This is a genomic window from Brenneria sp. hezel4-2-4 (genome assembly GCF_013155275.1).
Lineage (GTDB): Bacteria > Pseudomonadota > Gammaproteobacteria > Enterobacterales > Enterobacteriaceae > Brenneria.
In genome coordinates, this window is record NZ_JABJXS010000001.1 from 64,131 (window position 1) to 81,126 (window position 16,996).

At 52.1% G+C, this 16,996-nt stretch carries 17 protein-coding genes and 1 pseudogene; 9 read left to right on the forward strand and 9 right to left on the reverse strand.

Going from position 1 to position 16,996, the window contains the following annotated elements; all coding sequences use genetic code 11:
- Positions 1-42 precede the first annotated feature (42 nt).
- Positions 43-312: a stress-induced protein YchH gene (gene ychH / locus HOY33_RS00255; RefSeq protein WP_172287573.1), complete on the forward strand. Its 270-nt coding sequence runs from the start codon at positions 43-45 to the stop codon at positions 310-312.
- 187 nt (positions 313-499) lie between these two features.
- Here the strand turns inward: ychH and prs are convergent, their stop codons facing one another.
- The 3 genes from prs to lolB all read right to left on the reverse strand — a co-directional run bounded on the left by prs (position 500) and on the right by lolB (position 3,096).
- The gene (gene prs / locus HOY33_RS00260; RefSeq protein ID WP_009112736.1) at positions 500-1,447 is read right to left on the reverse strand and encodes a ribose-phosphate diphosphokinase; all 948 of its coding nucleotides are present in this window, start codon (positions 1,445-1,447) and stop codon (positions 500-502) included.
- Between the two features lie 149 nt (positions 1,448-1,596).
- A complete protein-coding gene (gene ispE / locus HOY33_RS00265) occupies positions 1,597-2,469 on the reverse strand; it encodes a 4-(cytidine 5'-diphospho)-2-C-methyl-D-erythritol kinase (RefSeq protein WP_172287574.1) in 873 nt (290 codons plus the stop codon).
- A 3-nt stretch (positions 2,470-2,472) separates the two neighbouring features.
- Positions 2,473-3,096 (reverse strand): lipoprotein insertase outer membrane protein LolB, encoded by a 624-nt coding sequence (gene lolB, locus HOY33_RS00270; RefSeq protein WP_172287576.1) that lies wholly within the window; start codon positions 3,094-3,096, stop codon positions 2,473-2,475.
- A 212-nt stretch (positions 3,097-3,308) separates the two neighbouring features.
- Here lolB and hemA point away from each other — a divergent pair, with 212 nt between their 5' ends.
- Genes hemA through kdsA form a run of 6 tightly spaced genes read left to right on the forward strand, consistent with a single transcriptional unit; the run spans position 3,309 to position 8,641 of the window.
- A complete protein-coding gene (hemA, locus tag HOY33_RS00275) occupies positions 3,309-4,565 on the forward strand; it encodes a glutamyl-tRNA reductase (protein WP_172287578.1) in 1,257 nt (418 codons plus the stop codon).
- A gap of 34 nt (positions 4,566-4,599) precedes the next feature.
- Positions 4,600-5,682, forward strand: coding sequence for a peptide chain release factor 1 (gene prfA / locus HOY33_RS00280; protein ID WP_172287580.1), 1,083 nt, complete (start codon positions 4,600-4,602; stop codon positions 5,680-5,682).
- Entirely contained in the window at positions 5,682-6,518 is an 837-nt protein-coding gene (prmC, locus tag HOY33_RS00285) for a peptide chain release factor N(5)-glutamine methyltransferase (RefSeq protein WP_172287581.1), read from the forward strand. The genes prfA and prmC overlap by 1 nt, the downstream gene beginning before the upstream one ends.
- 28 nt (positions 6,519-6,546) lie before the next feature.
- Positions 6,547-6,939, forward strand: a complete 393-nt coding sequence (locus HOY33_RS00290) for a SirB2 family protein (RefSeq protein ID WP_330526846.1) — start codon at positions 6,547-6,549, stop codon at positions 6,937-6,939.
- A 2-nt stretch (positions 6,940-6,941) separates the two neighbouring features.
- Complete coding sequence (gene sirB1 / locus HOY33_RS00295; RefSeq protein ID WP_172287583.1) at positions 6,942-7,751, forward strand: invasion regulator SirB1; 810 nt, start codon at positions 6,942-6,944, stop codon at positions 7,749-7,751.
- Between the two features lie 35 nt (positions 7,752-7,786).
- Positions 7,787-8,641, forward strand: a complete 855-nt coding sequence (gene kdsA, locus HOY33_RS00300) for a 3-deoxy-8-phosphooctulonate synthase (RefSeq protein ID WP_172287585.1) — start codon at positions 7,787-7,789, stop codon at positions 8,639-8,641.
- A gap of 81 nt (positions 8,642-8,722) precedes the next feature.
- On the opposite strand, the gene ydgH is transcribed toward kdsA, so the two are convergent.
- Complete coding sequence (gene ydgH, locus HOY33_RS00305; protein ID WP_172287586.1) at positions 8,723-9,673, reverse strand: DUF1471 family protein YdgH; 951 nt, start codon at positions 9,671-9,673, stop codon at positions 8,723-8,725.
- A gap of 512 nt (positions 9,674-10,185) precedes the next feature.
- Here ydgH and pntA point away from each other — a divergent pair.
- Together pntA and pntB are read left to right on the forward strand one after the other, a co-directional pair.
- Positions 10,186-11,715: a Re/Si-specific NAD(P)(+) transhydrogenase subunit alpha gene (pntA, locus tag HOY33_RS00310; RefSeq protein ID WP_172287588.1), complete on the forward strand. Its 1,530-nt coding sequence runs from the start codon at positions 10,186-10,188 to the stop codon at positions 11,713-11,715.
- Between the two features lie 10 nt (positions 11,716-11,725).
- Positions 11,726-13,114: a Re/Si-specific NAD(P)(+) transhydrogenase subunit beta gene (gene pntB / locus HOY33_RS00315; RefSeq protein WP_172287590.1), complete on the forward strand. Its 1,389-nt coding sequence runs from the start codon at positions 11,726-11,728 to the stop codon at positions 13,112-13,114.
- Between the two features lie 62 nt (positions 13,115-13,176).
- Here the strand turns inward: pntB and uspE are convergent, their stop codons facing one another.
- From uspE to sodC, 5 genes and pseudogenes are all read right to left on the reverse strand, one after another.
- Positions 13,177-14,136 (reverse strand): universal stress protein UspE, encoded by a 960-nt coding sequence (gene uspE / locus HOY33_RS00320; RefSeq protein ID WP_172287591.1) that lies wholly within the window; start codon positions 14,134-14,136, stop codon positions 13,177-13,179.
- 123 nt (positions 14,137-14,259) lie between these two features.
- Positions 14,260-15,012, reverse strand: a complete 753-nt coding sequence (gene fnr / locus HOY33_RS00325; RefSeq protein ID WP_172287593.1) for a fumarate/nitrate reduction transcriptional regulator Fnr — start codon at positions 15,010-15,012, stop codon at positions 14,260-14,262.
- A 171-nt stretch (positions 15,013-15,183) separates the two neighbouring features.
- The gene (ogt, locus tag HOY33_RS00330; RefSeq protein WP_172287595.1) at positions 15,184-15,717 is read right to left on the reverse strand and encodes a methylated-DNA--[protein]-cysteine S-methyltransferase; all 534 of its coding nucleotides are present in this window, start codon (positions 15,715-15,717) and stop codon (positions 15,184-15,186) included.
- 119 nt (positions 15,718-15,836) lie between these two features.
- Positions 15,837-16,244, reverse strand: a pseudogene (locus HOY33_RS00335) (response regulator transcription factor); the annotation flags it as partial.
- Positions 16,245-16,307: 63 nt separating this feature from the next.
- On the reverse strand, positions 16,308-16,838 hold the full coding sequence (sodC, locus tag HOY33_RS00340; protein ID WP_172287596.1) for a superoxide dismutase family protein: 531 nt from the start codon (positions 16,836-16,838) through the stop codon (positions 16,308-16,310).
- Positions 16,839-16,996: the final 158 nt, after the last annotated feature.

Genomic DNA, 16,996 nt, shown 5'->3' on the forward strand with positions numbered 1-16,996 from the left:
TGGCATCCTCATTCATCCACCGAATTTATCAGGAGGTGACAGATGAAACGTAAAAGTGCAACCACATTAGGCAATGTGCTGATGGGTATCGGGATGGTTCTGATGATTGGCGGAATTGGTTATTCCATCATCAGTCAATTCCCTGAATTGAACTTACCGCAATATATGACCTATGTTGATTTGGTCGCTATTTTCGCCGGGGCTATTTCCTGGCTGGTTGGCGCGCGTATTAGCGGTCGTGAAAAAGTGGCCGATCGTTACTGGTGGGTAAAACATTTCGATAAACGCTGCCGCCGCGAGCATCATTCATAGATCAAGAAAAGCTGAACCCGAATTCAAATTCCGCCGTGGCGTGTAGCTATGGCGGCTTTCTTTTTTATATTGCTGATAAAAAATGCACCCTTACTTATTGGCCTGAACGTCCAACTTTCGGGGTGCGGTTCATTTCTTAGCGGTAAATCCATTAATCGTCAGTAACCGGGTATCCGGTTAAAAACGATTAATGCTCAAACATGGCGGAAATAGATTCTTCGTTGCTGATACGGCGAATCGCTTCAGCCAGCATACCTGAGAGGGTCAGGGTGCGGACATTGGGTAGCGATTTGATTTTGTCTGTTAGCGGGATGGTATCGCAGACAATTACTTCATCAATAACTGAGTTTTTAATGTTGTCGTACGCATTACCTGAGAAGATCGGATGCGTAGCGTAGGCAAACACGCGTTTGGCGCCTCGTTCTTTCAATGCCTCGGCGGCTTTACACAGCGTACCGCCGGTATCGATCATATCGTCAACCAAAACGCAGTCACGGCCGGCAACGTCGCCGATGATATGCATCACCTGAGACACGTTGGCGCGTGGGCGGCGTTTATCGATAATCGCCATATCGGTGTCATTCAGCAGCTTGGCAATGGCGCGGGCGCGAACTACGCCGCCAATATCGGGGGAAACCACAATCGGATTCTCCAGATCTTGTTGCAGCATGTCTTCCAGCAGAATCGGGCTACCGAAAACGTTATCGACTGGAACGTCAAAGAAGCCCTGAATCTGTTCTGCGTGCAGGTCTACCGTTAATACGCGGTCAACGCCGACGCTGGAAAGAAAATCGGCCACCACTTTAGCGGTGATTGGCACACGGGCGGAACGCACCCGGCGATCCTGGCGAGCATAGCCAAAGTAAGGAATAACGGCGGTGATACGTCCCGCGGAAGCGCGACGCAGAGCATCAACCATAACAACCAGTTCCATCAGGTTATCGTTGGTAGGCGCACAGGTGGACTGGATGATGAAAATATCACCACCGCGTACATTTTCATTGATTTGCACGCTGACTTCGCCATCGCTAAAACGACCGACAGCGGCGTCGCCTAGGCTAGTGTACAAACGGTTGGCAATACGTTGTGCTAGTTCCGGGATGGCGTTACCAGCAAAAAGCTTCATATCAGGCACGAGAAGAACCTCAGGCTTGCGTCCAGAGAAATATTGTACCCGCTATACTATCCGGGAGCGGGGAACAACAACAGGTACAATATGCATACGGGTGTATGAATTAAGTTTGATTAGACACTACCCAACCGCGGGCGGGTTATCATCAAAACCTAACATTGCCCGGAAATCGTACGTTGCAGCGGAGAGACATTAACGCCTCGCGCCACAAAACCATTTAACCATTCCGGGGCCTGGTCAAGCACCTGACGGGCTTCGTGCTCGGTGTCAAACTCAGCAAACACACAAGCACCCGTTCCGGTCAGGCGCGCCGGGGCGTATTCTAGCAGCCATGAAAGTAGCTGTTCAACCTCGCGAAAACGTTTTCTTGCGATAGCTTCACAATCATTGACGAAGGTCTGTTTTAATAACGATTCTAACGATCGGGCCGGAGAATTTCGTTTTAGCTGCGGATCGCCGAAAATCAGCGGGGTGGAAATACTGATGCCGGGGTGGGCGACCAGATACCATTTCTCCGGCGGATTGGCGGGCGTCAGCTTTTCGCCGATGCCCTGCGCAAACGCCGCGTGCCCATGAACAAACACCGGAACATCGGCGCCGAGTTGCAGGCCCAGCGCGGCCAATGCGTCGGCGCTCAGGCCGCATCGCCATAGGTGGTTGAGCGCCACCAGCACCGTGGCCGCATTGGATGAGCCGCCCCCCAGACCGCCGCCCATCGGCAGACGTTTATCAATGCCGATGTCCGCACCGAAGAAATCGGGATGGATATCCTGACTTCGGCAATGCCGCTGGAGCAATCGCGCCGCACGAACAATCAGATTCTGTTGGTCATCTATGCCGTCTAGCGGGGTGAGCAGACGGATATCATCATCCTGACGCGGAATGATGGTCAGCGTATCGCCATAGTCCAAAAACTGAAATAAGGTTTGCAGCAGGTGATAGCCGTCCGCCCGACGTCCGGTAATATAAAGAAACAAATTCAGCTTGGCCGGCGCGGGCCAATTCTCAATTAAATTGGGCCGCATGGGTTAGTTAACCGTCCAGTTATCCATTTTCAGTTTAATGCGCTGCTCACCCTGAGTGAGTTCCAGACTCTCCGGCATCGGCGGCGTTACTTTATGACTATAACTTTGATAATTGACGGTCCAGCTCTGATCCCCCTGACGGTAGGTCGCGGTCTTGAGCAAATACTGGCTGTCGAGCGTGAAGTCGCTGGCGTCGCCGGGCAAACCGAGGATCCACTGACGCAGGTTATTCAGCGGGATCGCCATGCCTGTCAGCTGTTGCACCATATCTTCGGCATCTTTGCCGACATAGCGCTTGCCCTGATTGTCGCTAATCTGCACGCTGCCCGGCTGTGCTCTTAACTCCAGTTCAGTGCTGCCCAACGGATTGGTCAGCAGCAGACGATAGCGTTCGGCCGAGGACTCATGCCAGAAAAAACGGGCATATAGTTTTTTGCTATCGGAGATATAGGCGAAGGAGCCGCGCGTCTGATATTCGCTCAATTGTTGCACTCTTTGCTGGTGCTGTTGCCACTCGGGCGATGTCGGACTTTTCCCCGGTAACGAGGGTTGATGAAGGCTACAGGCAGCCAGCAGAAGGCTGGTTAACGGCAGGAGCCGCAGGCAACGGGCGGTATTTAGTGGCATGTCGCTCAGATCCTATCAATCAGGTTTAGTATCACGAATGGTCACGCTAACGGGCTTGTCGGTCAGCGTCAATGTTTGTCGCTTATATCACAGAGTATATACGTCCTATGGCGCGCAACCGCGCGCTGTCGCTTTTCTTGCTTCTCCGCATCAAGTAGAATGCCATACGGACCAAACCCATACTAACATCGGTATTACTCAAGAATTGTTCAATGACCCTGCTTGCGCTTGGTATTAATCATAAAACTGCGCCGGTTTCTTTGCGGGAACGTGTTGTTTTCTCGCCTGAAAAACTGGGGCAGGCGCTGAATAGCCTGTTACAGCAACCGCTTGTTCAGGGCGGCGTAGTGCTGTCTACCTGTAACCGAACCGAACTCTATCTCAGCGTGGAAGAGCAAGGGAACCAGCGTGAGCAACTGATCGACTGGCTGTGCGAATACCACCACTTGCATCCCGATGACGTCAGCACCAGCCTGTACTGGCATCAGGACAACGCGGCGGTCAGCCATTTGATGCGGGTAGCCAGCGGTCTGGATTCACTGGTGTTGGGTGAGCCGCAGATTCTGGGTCAAGTGAAAAAAGCCTTTGCGGAATCACAGCGCGGACACTCCCTTTCCGGCGAACTGGAGCGGCTGTTCCAGAAATCATTTACCGTCGCGAAGCGGGTGCGTACCGAAACGGATATCGGCGCCAGCGCGGTTTCCGTGGCGTTTGCGGCCTGTACGCTGGCGCGTCAGATTTTTGAGTCTCTTGCCGATGTTAACGTGCTGTTGGTCGGCGCGGGGGAAACCATCGAACTGGTTGCCCGCCATTTGCGGGAGCATCAGGTCAACCGTATGGTGATAGCCAACCGCACCCGCGAACGCGCGCTGTCCCTGGCGGCTGAAGTGGGGGCGGAAGTCATTACGCTTGCCGAACTGGATGAGCAGCTTGCTCATGCCGATATTGTGATTAGCTCCACGGCCAGCACGTTGCCGATTATCGGGAAAGGAATGATGGAAAGGACGCTGAAGGCAAGACGCAATCAGCCAATGTTGATGATAGATATCGCCGTCCCGCGCGATATTGAACCGGAAGTGGGTAAATTGCCTAACGTTTATCTCTACAGCGTAGATGATTTACATGCCATCATTCAGCACAATCTTGCTCAACGAAAAGCCGCCGCCATTCAGGCGGAGTCGATCGTTCAGCAGGAAAGCGCTGACTTTATGGCCTGGCTGCGGGCGCAGTCTGCGGTCGAAACCATCCGTGATTACCGTGCTCAGGCCGATGAACTGCGGGCGGAAATGACGGCCAAGGCGCTGGCGGCCATTCAGCAGGGGAATGATGTTGAAGCGGTGATCCAGGAATTGACGCACCGCTTAACCAATCGTTTAATCCACGCTCCCACCAAATCTCTTCAACAGGCCGCCCGCGACGGCGATCTGGACCGTTTACAAATTTTACGTGACAGCCTTGGGCTGGACTAGCATTCATTTTTCTTAACAGGATTTAACAGCCCGCATGAAGCCTTCTATTGTTGCTAAACTGGAAGCGTTACAAGAACGCCATGAGGAAGTTCAGGCGTTGCTCGGCGAGTCTGGCGCGATCGCCGATATGGATCGTTTTCGCGCCTTGTCTCGCGAATACGCCCAGCTTACTGACATTACCCGCTGTTTCCAGCAATGGCGGCAGGTACAGGAAGATATACAAACCGCTGAAACCATGCTTGACGATGTGGAAATGCGCGAAATGGCGCAGGAAGAATTAAAGCAGGCCAAAGCCGAAAGCGAAGAACTGGAACGGCAGCTTCAGGTTCTGCTGCTACCGAAAGATCCCGATGATGAGCGCGGTTGTTTTCTGGAAGTGCGCGCGGGAACGGGTGGGGATGAAGCCGCGATTTTCGCCGGCGATCTGTTCCGCATGTACAGCCGTTATGCCGAAACCCGCCGCTGGCGGATTGAAGTCATGAGCGCCAGCGACGGCGAACACGGCGGCTATAAAGAAATCATCGCCAAAGTATCCGGCGACGGCGTTTACGGACAGCTCAAATTTGAGTCCGGCGGCCATCGCGTGCAGCGCGTTCCGGCTACCGAGTCGCAGGGGCGAATTCATACCTCAGCCTGTACCGTGGCGGTGATGCCGGAAATCCACGAAGCCGAGCTGCCGGAAATCAGCCCGGCCGACTTGCGTATCGATACGTTCCGTTCTTCCGGCGCCGGCGGTCAGCACGTTAACACCACCGATTCCGCCATCCGCATTACCCACTTGCCGACAGGCATTGTTGTGGAATGCCAGGATGAACGTTCCCAGCACAAGAACAAAGCCAAAGCGCTCTCCGTGCTGGGCGCGCGTATTCGTGCGGCGGAAATGCAAAAGCGCCAGCAGGAAGAGGCCTCTACCCGGCGTAATCTGCTCGGCAGCGGCGATCGTTCGGATCGTATCCGAACTTACAATTTTCCACAGGGAAGGGTGACCGATCACCGTATCAATCTGACGCTTTACCGTCTGGACGAGGCGATGGAAGGCAAACTGGATATGCTGATCCAACCGGTGGTGCAGGAATATCAGGCCGACCAGCTTGCCGCACTGTCCGAGCAAGAGTAATGAACTATCAAACCTGGTTGCTGCTCGCCGCCGAACGTCTGTCGGCGGGGGAAAGCCCGAAACGGGATGCGGAAGTCTTGCTGAGCTTCGTCACCGGCAAAGGGCGGACGTTTTTGCTGGCGTTCGGCGAGACCGTGCTGACCGATACGCAACAGCAGCGGCTGGACGCCTTACTTACGCGGCGGATCAATGGCGAGCCCATAGCCTATCTGACCGGAGAGCGGGAGTTTTGGTCTCTGTCTCTTGCGGTATCGCCCGCTACGCTGATCCCGCGTCCTGATACCGAGTGTCTGGTTGAACAGGCGTTGCAACGCCTGCCGCCCGCGCCGTCTTCCATATTGGATTTAGGCACCGGTACAGGCGCGATTGCGCTGGCGATCGCCAGTGAGCGCCCGGATTGTCAGGTAATCGGCGTGGATGTCCAGCCGGAAGCCGTTGCGCTGGCCAGTCGAAATGCCAGCCGGCTTGGCATTGCCAATGCCGGTTTTCTGGTCAGCGACTGGTTTTCAGCGCTGTCGCCGGAACGCTTTGCGCTGATCGTCAGCAATCCGCCTTATATTGATGCCGATGATGCGCACTTGTCCCGGGGGGATGTACGGTTTGAGCCTGACAGTGCGCTGGTCGCTGCGGAAAACGGGTTAGCCGACCTGCGGTTTATTATTGAAAACGCCGTCGGCCATATACAGCCGCAGGGTTGGCTATTACTGGAGCACGGCTGGCGGCAAGGGGCGGCGGTGCGTCAACTGTTGCAGGCGCGGGGATTTCAACGGATAGAAACCTGTCAGGATTATGGCGGCAACGACCGCGTCTCGCTGGGGCAATGGTCGGGGCGATAAATCAATCATTATTCAGAAGGAAACGCGAGTGGCACTGTTTTTAGGATTCGCCTATCTGCATATGGTGACCGTCGGCGTCAGCATTGCTTTGTTTGTTCTACGTTTTTTCTGGTTGTGTCGACAATCGGTCATGTTGCGGCAACGTTGGGTCAAGATACTGCCGCATATAAACGACACCTTGTTGTTAGTCAGCGGGATCGGCTTGATGGTGCTTAATCGTGTTTATCCGTTTACTGCGGAGCAAAGCTGGCTGACGGAAAAACTGTTTGGCGTTATTATTTACATCCTGCTTGGCGCCGTTGCCCTCGGGAAACGCCCACGCAGTCAGAATGTGCGCTGGCTGGCGTTTATACTTGCTTTGGTATGCTTTTATCTGGTTATGCAGATTTCGCTTACCAGGTTACCGTTGCTGATGGAATAACTATGAGTTCTATTGCTGATTTTGAATTCAACCGTTCACAGTTAAGTGAAGGCGTCGTATTAGTTTCACAAGCCATTCGCCGTGACTTCCCCGCTCAGGATGTGCGGAAAAATCTGCAACAGTTGGTTGACGAGGCCCGTGCGGCTATCTCCGAAGATCTTGAACAGGATCTGCGGCTGGAGAAATTAATTAAGCTTTTCTTTCACACCTGGGGATTCGGCGGGGCCAGCGGCGTTTATCGGCTTTCCGACGTGCTGTGGCTGGATAAGGTGCTGGAGTCCCGGCAGGGAATGCCCGTCTCTCTTGGGGTTATTTTTCTGCATATCGCCCATGAGCTGGAGCTTCCGCTTATGCCGGTCATTTTCCCGACCCAGCTGATTTTGCGGGCCGACTGGCTGGACGAAGAAATGTGGCTGATCAATCCGCTGAATGGCGACACCTTGAGTGAACATGTGCTGGAAGTGTGGCTGAAAGGCAATATCGGCCCGTCATCGCAGCTAATGGATGAAGATCTCGACGAAGCAGAGAATGTGCTGATTGTTCGTAAAATGCTGGATACGCTGAAAGTCGCTCTGATGGAAGAAAAACAGATGGAGCTGGCCTTGAGAGCCAGTGAAGCGGTGTTGCAGTTTGATCCTGACGACCCGTATGAAATTCGCGACCGTGGTCTGATTTATGCCCAACTGGACTGTGATCATATCGCACTGTCCGATCTTAACTATTTTGTTGAGCAATGCCCGGAAGATCCGGTGAGTGAAATGATCAAAGTCCAGATTCACTCAATAGAGCAAAAACAAATCGTTTTGCATTAATCCCTATTTAATTTATCCGACATTAAGGTAACTGCATGAAGAACAAAGTGGTCAAGGTTGGGGATATCCCTGTTGCCAACGATCTGCCTTTTGTATTGTTTGGCGGCATGAATGTGCTTGAATCACGCGATATGGCGATGCGCATCTGTGAACATTATGTAACGGTGACGCAGAAGTTGGGCATTCCCTACGTGTTCAAGGCTTCATTTGACAAAGCCAACCGTTCCTCTATTCATTCTTACCGCGGGCCGGGTCTGGAAGAAGGGATGAAGATTTTCCAGGAGTTAAAACAGGCGTTTGGGGTAAAAATAATTACCGATGTGCACGAATCCCATCAGGCGCAGCCGGTTGCCGATGTTGTCGATGTGATTCAGCTACCGGCTTTTCTGGCTCGCCAAACTGATTTGGTTGAAGCCATGGCGAAAACCGGCGCGGTGATCAATGTGAAAAAACCGCAGTTCGTCAGTCCGGGGCAAATCGGCAATATCGTCGATAAATTTATCGAAGGCGGCAACGATCAGGTGATTCTCTGCGATCGCGGCAGCAACTTTGGCTACGATAATCTGGTTGTGGATATGCTGGGCTTTAACGTGATGAAGCAGGTATCCAACGGTTCGCCGGTGATTTTCGACGTCACGCACGCGCTGCAATGTCGCGATCCGTTTGGCGCCGCTTCCGGCGGTCGTCGGGGGCAGGTGACCGAACTGGCCCGGGCGGGCATGGCGGTGGGGCTGGCGGGGCTGTTTATTGAAGCCCATCCCGATCCGGCTCACGCCAAATGCGACGGCCCTTCGGCGCTGCCGTTAGATAAGCTGGAGCCTTTCCTGAAGCAGATCAAAGCCATTGATGATCTGGTCAAAAGCTTCCCTGAGCTGGATACCAGCAACTAAGCGAAAATGCCGGCGTAAAAAACCCGCAATAATGCGGGTTGAAGTCGCCGGTCTGGTTATGACCCGCAAATGCGGGTTTTTTTATTTATACAAATCGGCGCTGATCGTCATGTTCGAGCCTTTGTTCTGCGATTTCTGAGTAATGTGATAGTACTTGGCGCCTTTTTGTCCGGCGCGTTTGGCTACCGCCTCAGAGACGGCGGGTTCAGTGGTGAAATTTCCACGGAAGGTGATCGAATCAAAGGGAACCATCTGCGCCGCCGTGGCGTTATTCAACTCCTCGATTTTCGTCCCATTCGATAACGTTACGGTGTAACGGCCACCTTTTGATGACTGCGTTTCAAAGAAATTACCCACATTACGGCTCGGGCTGCCGGAGTTGGCGACGCCGGGGATTTCCACCTTGGCCGCCGCTGCGCCGCCTGTGGCCAGAGCGGCGCGGCCGGCGTCGGAATCGGCAGGAATGAGATCGGTGCTTTGTATCTGACGTTTTGGCGCATCGGCTTTGTAGACGTAGGCCGTGACTCTCTGATTACCGCCGCTTGAGTTAACGTCAATTTGCCGCACGATATAGAAAGAGTCGGCATTTTTCTCTTTTGCCGCTTTACCGATGGCCTCGTTCAGAACGGGCTGAGTAGGGAATAAGCCGCTAACGGTGACCGTATCAAACGGTTCCAGGCTGTAAGCCGCGTCTTTTGTCAGTTCTTTTACCCCATGAAACGTACGCAACTTAACTTCATTGCTCACCTTCGGCGCATCTTTATGATAGAGATCGACCGTCACATTCCAGTTTCCCCGGGAATTTACGTCGCTCATGGCCTGCACATAAAAGGCATCGGCGCCGTGTTTGTCCGCACGCTTTGACGCCGCGGCAACCGCGTCATTGATAGCGTTAAAACGGCCGATGAATGAAATTCGTTCAAACGGTTGCAATGATTCAGCCTGTTCCGGCGTGAGTTCCTGCGCTGCCTGTGCTGAAAATGCAGCTAATGAAAGTAACGTGGATGCAATAACGGTAGTTTTCAGCTTCATAAAAAATCCTTTCGCCCGACGCATTGGGTTTTAACGTGCTTAGACATCAAGATGTAACAGAATAGCCGTCGATTATCGCATGGAATAAACACTCACGCTTCAGCATTTTCAACGACATCCGAGGTTTCTTTGTGCGCGGGGGAGGAAGGAAAATGCCAATAATAACGGTTAATGATTATTTTGCCATCATAAGCGATATTTATACAGGTTCTATACATTAACAACCCTGTAACACGTGGTTTTTGTGAAATACCCCAGAACAATACTTCATTAATAGTGCTACAAAAGAGCGAGGTAAGCGTGATTTTTGACCAAAAAAAGCCTGCGGCGCCTGCTATAACTCGGCTTTTATATGAAATTCATTTTATGTATGGATCATCGATCACATTTTCAGTAGGTTATAGGTGAATTTGCTTAAAGAGATAAAAGGTACAATGGGTCTCGGCTGATTCATATACCGATAGGGTGATGATAATAACCTTCGTTAAAAATAAGCGAAAAAGGGAATCAGTATGCGTATTGGTGTTCCAAGAGAACGGTTGACCAATGAAGCTCGGGTTGCGGCAACGCCGAAAACGGTTGAACAGTTGCTGAAACTTGGTTTTGAGGTCTCGATAGAACATGAGGCAGGGAAACTTGCCAGTTTTGACGATGCGGCTTATACAGAAGTCGGCGCGTCGGTGGTGGATAACACAGCAGTCTGGCAATCCGACATTGTCCTCAAGGTCAATGCGCCGCTGGACGATGAGATTGAGCTTACCCGCGCGGGAAGTACGATCGTCAGCTTTATCTGGCCTGCTCAAAATCCTGAATTGCTGGAAAAACTGGCGGCCCGTCAGGTGACGGTGCTGGCGATGGATTCGGTTCCCCGAATCTCTCGCGCCCAGTCAATGGATGCGCTCAGCTCAATGGCGAATATCGCCGGTTATCGCGCCATTGTCGAGGCGGCCCATGAGTTTGGCCGTTTCTTCACCGGTCAGATTACCGCCGCCGGTAAAGTGCCGCCGGCCAAAGTCATGATCATCGGCGCCGGGGTCGCAGGCCTGGCCGCGATTGGCGCCGCCGGAAGTTTAGGGGCGATTGTCCGCGCTTTTGATACGCGTCCTGAAGTGAAGGAGCAGGTCAAAAGTATGGGCGCCGAGTTCCTGGAACTCGATTTTGAAGAAGAAGCCGGCAGCGGCGATGGCTACGCCAAAGTCATGTCGGAAGCGTTTATCAAAGCGGAAATGGCGCTGTTTGCCGCACAGGCGAAAGAGGTGGATATCATTGTCACCACGGCGCTTATTCCAGGCAAACCCGCGCCGCGTCTGATTACCAAAGAGATGGTTCTGAGCATGAAGCCCGGCAGCGTGATTGTCGATCTGGCTGCGCAAACCGGGGGCAACTGTGAACTGACCGTGGCCGATCGGGTGACGGTGACGGAAAACGGCGTCAAGATTATCGGTTACACCGATCTGCCCAGCCGTTTGCCGACCCAGTCTTCCCAGCTTTACGGCACCAATCTGGTTAATCTGCTGAAGCTGTTGTGCAAAGAGAAGAATGGCGAAATTGACGTTGATTTTGAAGACAATGTCATTCGCGGCGTAACGGTAATCAAAAATGGCGAAGTGACCTGGCCTGCGCCGCCGATTCAGGTTTCCGCGCAGCCGCAGCAGGCAAAACCTGCGGCCGCCGTCGTCAAAGAAGAGGTTAAACCCGCTTCTCCGTGGAAGAAATATGCTTTCCTCGCCATTGCCATCCTACTGTTTGGCTGGCTGGCGAATGTTGCACCGAAAGAGTTTTTATCGCATTTCACCGTCTTCGCCTTGGCTTGCGTGGTGGGGTACTACGTGGTGTGGAATGTCAGTCACGCGCTGCATACGCCATTGATGTCGGTCACCAATGCGATATCGGGCATTATCGTTGTAGGGGCATTGTTGCAAATCGGTCACGGCGGATGGGTCTCTTTCTTCTCCTTTATTGCCGTATTGATTGCCAGCATCAATATTTTCGGTGGTTTCACCGTCACTCAGCGCATGCTGAAAATGTTCCGCAAAAACTAAGGGGTAACACATGTCTGGTGGATTAGTGACAGCTGCATACATTGTTGCCGCGATTTTGTTTATTTTTAGTTTGGCGGGCTTGTCCAAGCACGAAACCTCCCGTCAGGGGAATATTTTCGGCGTCGTCGGGATGGCGATTGCGCTGATCGCCACGATCCTGGGGCCTGACGCCGGAAACGTCGGCTGGATTATCATCGCCATGGTTATCGGCGGTGCGATTGGCGTTTATCTGGCGCGTAAAGTCGAAATGACCGAAATGCCGGAACTGGTCGCCATTCTCCACAGTTTTGTGGGGCTGGCCGCCGTACTGGTCGGGTTTAACAGTTTTCTCGATCACGGTGAAATTACCGATCCGGTGATGGTGAATATTCATTTGACGGAAGTCTTTCTGGGTATCTTCATCGGTGCGGTGACCTTTACCGGTTCGGTGGTGGCCTTTGGCAAATTGCGCGGCATTATTTCATCCAAACCGCTGATGCTGCCTCATCGTCATAAAATGAACCTGGCGGCGCTGGTGGTGTCTTTCCTGCTGCTTCTGGTGTTTGTCAATAGCGACAGTGTGGCGTTGCAGTCCGTCGCCTTACTGGTGATGACGGCGATTGCTTTGGTGTTTGGCTGGCATTTGGTTGCTTCCATCGGCGGCGCCGATATGCCGGTGGTGGTTTCCATGCTGAACTCGTATTCCGGTTGGGCCGCCGCCGCCGCAGGCTTTATGTTGAGCAATGACCTGTTGATCGTCACCGGTGCGTTGGTGGGGTCTTCCGGTGCGATTCTGTCTTACATCATGTGTAAGGCGATGAACCGTTCCTTCTTCAGCGTAATTGCCGGCGGCTTTGGTACGGATGGTTCCTCCACGGGTGAAAGCGAAGAAATGGGCGAATACCGCGAGGCTTCGGCAGAAGATGTCGCTGAATTGCTCAAGAATTCGTCTTCGGTGATTATCACTCCGGGGTACGGTATGGCGGTCGCACAGGCTCAATACCCGGTACATGATATTACCGCGAAGCTGCGCGCCCGCGGCATCAACGTTCGGTTTGGCATCCATCCGGTGGCAGGCCGGTTGCCGGGTCATATGAACGTGCTGCTGGCCGAAGCGAAAGTGCCTTACGACATCGTATTGGAAATGGATGAAATTAACGATGATTTCGCCGATACCGATACGGTGTTGGTCATTGGCGCGAATGACACGGTAAACCCGGCTGCTCAGGAAGATCCGCATAGCCCGATTGCGGGGATGCCCGTTCTGGAAGTGTGGAAAGCGCAGAATGTTATCGTGTTTAAGCGTTCGATGAATACGGGTTATGCCGGCGTTCAGAACCCCTTATTCTTTAAAGAAAATACGCAAATGTTGTTTGGCGACGCCAAAGACAGCGTAGAGGCGATTCTGAAAGCACTGTAATCTTTATACCGACGAAACAAAGGGGCGATGTTCGCCCCTTTGTTATATATCACCTGCTAATCCTATTTTTTATCCTCATCGTCGTCCTCTTCCAGCGTAATCGGCGAGACGAAGTCATCGGGCTTTATCGCCAGCAAATCGCATTTCAGATGGTCAATCACATGCTCCACCGTATTACCGATAAATGCCGCGGAAAGACCGGTTCGGCCGAGAGATCCCAAGACCACGACTCCCGCCTGCAAATGTTCCGCCAAATCGGGAATAACTTCCTCCGGCAAACCCTTTTCGACATGCGTGACGCGCTCATCCAGATTGAATTTCTGGCGTAATGCCTTCATGGCGATAAGGTGCTGGCCGCGAATGGCATCGTTGTAGACGCCGGGATCAAAATCAGGCAGCTCAATAGCGATATTAATCGGGGTAACCGGATAGGCGCCAACAAGATGGACTTCAGTTTGGTTGACCTGCTTAGCCAGCTCCAGCGTTTCTGATACCAATTTGAGGTTTAGGGGATCGTGATAGGGGTCTTCGCTGGACAGGTTGACGGCCACCAGCGCCCGGCTTTCTTCCGGCCAGGGCTGATCTTTGACCATCCAGACCGGGCAAGGGCATTTACGCAATAGCTGCCAATCGGTGGGCGTGAAAATCACCGCTTCCAGGCGATCGTGCTGATGCGCCATTTTCAGCAACAGGTCATGCTGCCCGGCGATAACCTCCTGGATGATGGCTTCAAATGGCTTATTGTGCCAGACCACTTTAATTTCTATCGGTACACCCGCATCAAGATAATATTTGCATTGTTCCGCAATCCACTCGGTACGCTGCTGAATTACCCCCTGACGCATTTCTGTCCGTTCGTCAGGGGACAGCAGGGTGGTCATTTCATAAGAAAAATCATAAATAGGCAGGAATGCCTTGATACGGCCGCCAAGTCGCTGAACCAGATAAACCGCCCGACGCAGCGCTGGTTGGTCATCCTGATTCGGGTCAATAGCTACAAGTAAGTTCTGATACTTTGCCATAGGTCCTCCAAACAGCTGTTAATTCACAGTCTGTAATTTAAGAGTACCCAACGGAATCGTTTTCGACAACAGATGAAGAGGGCCGGATCAATAAAATGAGACAATAACTGATCCGGCAATGACTTAGGATTTATTCGGAGAAGAACCCGCCAGTTCGGAAAGCGCGTCGACATTTTCAATGGTGATATATTTGCCTTTCACGGCGAGAGTTCCATTTTTTTGAAAACGGCCAAGCAGGCGGCTGATGGTTTCCACCGTTAATCCCAGATAGTTGCCGATATCACCACGGGTCATGGTTAAGCGGAACTCACGGGGGGAGAAGCCGCGTTCGGCAAAACGACGGGACAGGTTATAAATGAAAGCCGCCAGACGCTCTTCCGCATTCTTTTTCGACAGCAGCAGGATCATGTCCTGATCGCCGCGAATCTCACCGCTCATCAGACGCATCATTTGCTGACGCAGATTCGGCATTTTCCCGGAGAGGTCATCAAGCGTTTCAAATGGAATTTCACATACCATGGATGTTTCCAGCGCCTGAGCAAAGCTGGGATGTTGCGCGTTGCCAATCGCATCAAAGCCAACCAGGTCGCCCGCCAGATGAAAACCGGTTATCTGCTCATCGCCTTGTTCGGTGATGGTATAGCTTTTAATCGTGCCCGAACGGATAGCGTAAAGCGATTTCAACTCGTCGCCCGCTTTGAACAAAGCCTGTCCCTTCTGGATAGGCTTTTTCCTTTCAATGATATTATCGAGCTGATCGAGTTCGTGCTCATTTAAAGTAAATGGGATACATAGCTGGCTGATGCTGCAATCCTGGCAGTGGATGGCACAACCACCAGACTGGATGCGTCGGATAATTCGCTTTTCCGGTATCATAGACTTTGCTCAGGCGATAATTGATATTGGTCAATTTTAACAGCTTTTATCGTCGGTGATAAGTCCGACAACCCTTGGAATAGACTAATAAATAGTGAACTAATGATAGTTTTAATGCCATATGGGGGAAAATAGTCGTTAGCGATCAGCATTTTGTCAGAAAAATATTTTTTATAGCGGCAATATATTTTGCTGCGGGAAATAACCTTCATGCGTTAATAACCATTGTTTACGATGAACGCCGCCGGCATAACCGGTTAATGTACCATTGGCGCCGATAACTCTATGGCAGGGAACAACAATACTCACCGGATTGGCGCCATTGGCCATACCCACCGCACGAGCGGCGGCCGGCCGTGCCAACTGGGCAGCCAATTCTCCATAAGTAGCTATTTTACCACAGGATATATGCCGCAGCGCCTGCCAAACCTGCTGTTGAAACGCCGTACCGACCGCGGCAACCGGCATAGTTTCAATAACATGTAAATCACCGTCAAAATAGCGTTGCAATTTTTCCGTCAATCCACCGGGATTGCGGTAAGGCTGTAACGAGTAGGGATCATTTCTGTAACCGATTTTAAGCAAACGATGTAATCTTTCTTGATATTCACGCCATTCAACTGCTCGCAGGCAATTATTTTCATCAGCAATAATTATCAATTCCCCTATAGGGGTTGGCATACTATCCAGAAAGAAAATCTGCACAATGATTCCTTACCTAATATATAACGTTTGCTCATTTTTCCTTTCAAACCTTAATACCTGCATGCGGCCTGAATAAACCGCACTATATCAGAAAATATATTAGGATGAGTTCGATCCTCTCAAAGAGGCATTTCTTTATGAGTGAGAGTGCATTTATCTGGTTTTTCTGCCAACGATGCCGGCGTAATCAACTCCAGCTCAACGCCCAGACGGATAGCCTGCCGGGCGTTGCTGACGCCCAGTTTGGAGACAACATTCCCCATATGAAATTTCACGGTACTGACAGAAATTCCGGCGATGACGGCAATCTCCGCATAGGTTTTTCCCATACTGGCCCAGTACAGTATTTCGTTTTCCCGGTGGGTAAATATGGCCTTGTTCGTAGCGAGCTCGTTCTGTTGTCTGCCGGATGAGGCAGAGCGGGCAAGTCGATACATCTGTTCGTTAATATCAATCAGTAACATCTGCATGGCTCCACGTTCAGCAGACAGGCGCTCTTCCAGCTCCCCCTGTCCTCGGCTATAAATCTCATGTTAAGCGACTTTCTCCCGCTCAGGTTACTTTTTAACGTATTTTTTACACGATGCCCCTCAATTCCCTTTAATAACCCCGCAGGCCATACGTGCGCCGCCGCCGCCCAGCGCTTCCGGGCTATCGGCGTAGTTATCGCCGCCTGCATGGATCATTAACGCATGGTTTTGCACGTCGGACAGTGATTTTATCCGCGGCGCCAGTACCTGGTAGGTGGCGCTGCCATCGGCGTTGACCACCAGTCCGGGCAAATCGCCCAGATGCCCTTTATCATTATAAGGTCCCAGATGCTGGCCGGTTTTTTCAGGATCGAGATGCCCGCCCGCCGCCAGCGCCGGAACAGATTTACCGTTCTGTTCCGCCGGTTCGCAGCTTGCTTTTTCATGAAGATGGAAGCCGTGGATCCCCGCCGCCAGCCCTTTTAAATCCGGGGTAAAGAGCAAACCATGCGGGGTTTCCGTCACCAACACGTCGCCAAGCGCGTTGCCATTGCCGGTTGGCAGCGCTTCATAAAGCGTCACCGTAGTGCTTGCGGCGTACACGGAACAGGAAAAGAACACGCCTGTAAGGATAAGTGCCTTCAGTTTCATTGTCTCTTGCCTCTATTGTTGTGGAACCGTTTGAGTATTCAACAAGCCAATATCGCCATGCCGGAATGAAAGACAGCTTGGAATGAAATAATAGTTGAGTCTGAAGGCGAGTCAAATGGTTGCGGTTTTCCGTTGCCCCCGGCCTGACGGCAGGGGGC

Coding starts and splice junctions, on each gene's coding strand:
- ychH (WP_172287573.1), top strand. CDS start 43: ATGAAACGTAAAAGTGCAACCACATTAGGCAATGTGCTGATGGGTATC.
- ispE (WP_172287574.1), bottom strand. CDS start 2,469: ATGCGGCCCAATTTAATTGAGAATTGGCCCGCGCCGGCCAAGCTGAAT.
- lolB (WP_172287576.1), bottom strand. CDS start 3,096: ATGCCACTAAATACCGCCCGTTGCCTGCGGCTCCTGCCGTTAACCAGC.
- hemA (WP_172287578.1), top strand. CDS start 3,309: ATGACCCTGCTTGCGCTTGGTATTAATCATAAAACTGCGCCGGTTTCT.
- prfA (WP_172287580.1), top strand. CDS start 4,600: ATGAAGCCTTCTATTGTTGCTAAACTGGAAGCGTTACAAGAACGCCAT.
- prmC (WP_172287581.1), top strand. CDS start 5,682: ATGAACTATCAAACCTGGTTGCTGCTCGCCGCCGAACGTCTGTCGGCG.
- sirB1 (WP_172287583.1), top strand. CDS start 6,942: ATGAGTTCTATTGCTGATTTTGAATTCAACCGTTCACAGTTAAGTGAA.
- kdsA (WP_172287585.1), top strand. CDS start 7,787: ATGAAGAACAAAGTGGTCAAGGTTGGGGATATCCCTGTTGCCAACGAT.
- ydgH (WP_172287586.1), bottom strand. CDS start 9,673: ATGAAGCTGAAAACTACCGTTATTGCATCCACGTTACTTTCATTAGCT.
- pntA (WP_172287588.1), top strand. CDS start 10,186: ATGCGTATTGGTGTTCCAAGAGAACGGTTGACCAATGAAGCTCGGGTT.
- pntB (WP_172287590.1), top strand. CDS start 11,726: ATGTCTGGTGGATTAGTGACAGCTGCATACATTGTTGCCGCGATTTTG.
- uspE (WP_172287591.1), bottom strand. CDS start 14,136: ATGGCAAAGTATCAGAACTTACTTGTAGCTATTGACCCGAATCAGGAT.
- fnr (WP_172287593.1), bottom strand. CDS start 15,012: ATGATACCGGAAAAGCGAATTATCCGACGCATCCAGTCTGGTGGTTGT.
- sodC (WP_172287596.1), bottom strand. CDS start 16,838: ATGAAACTGAAGGCACTTATCCTTACAGGCGTGTTCTTTTCCTGTTCC.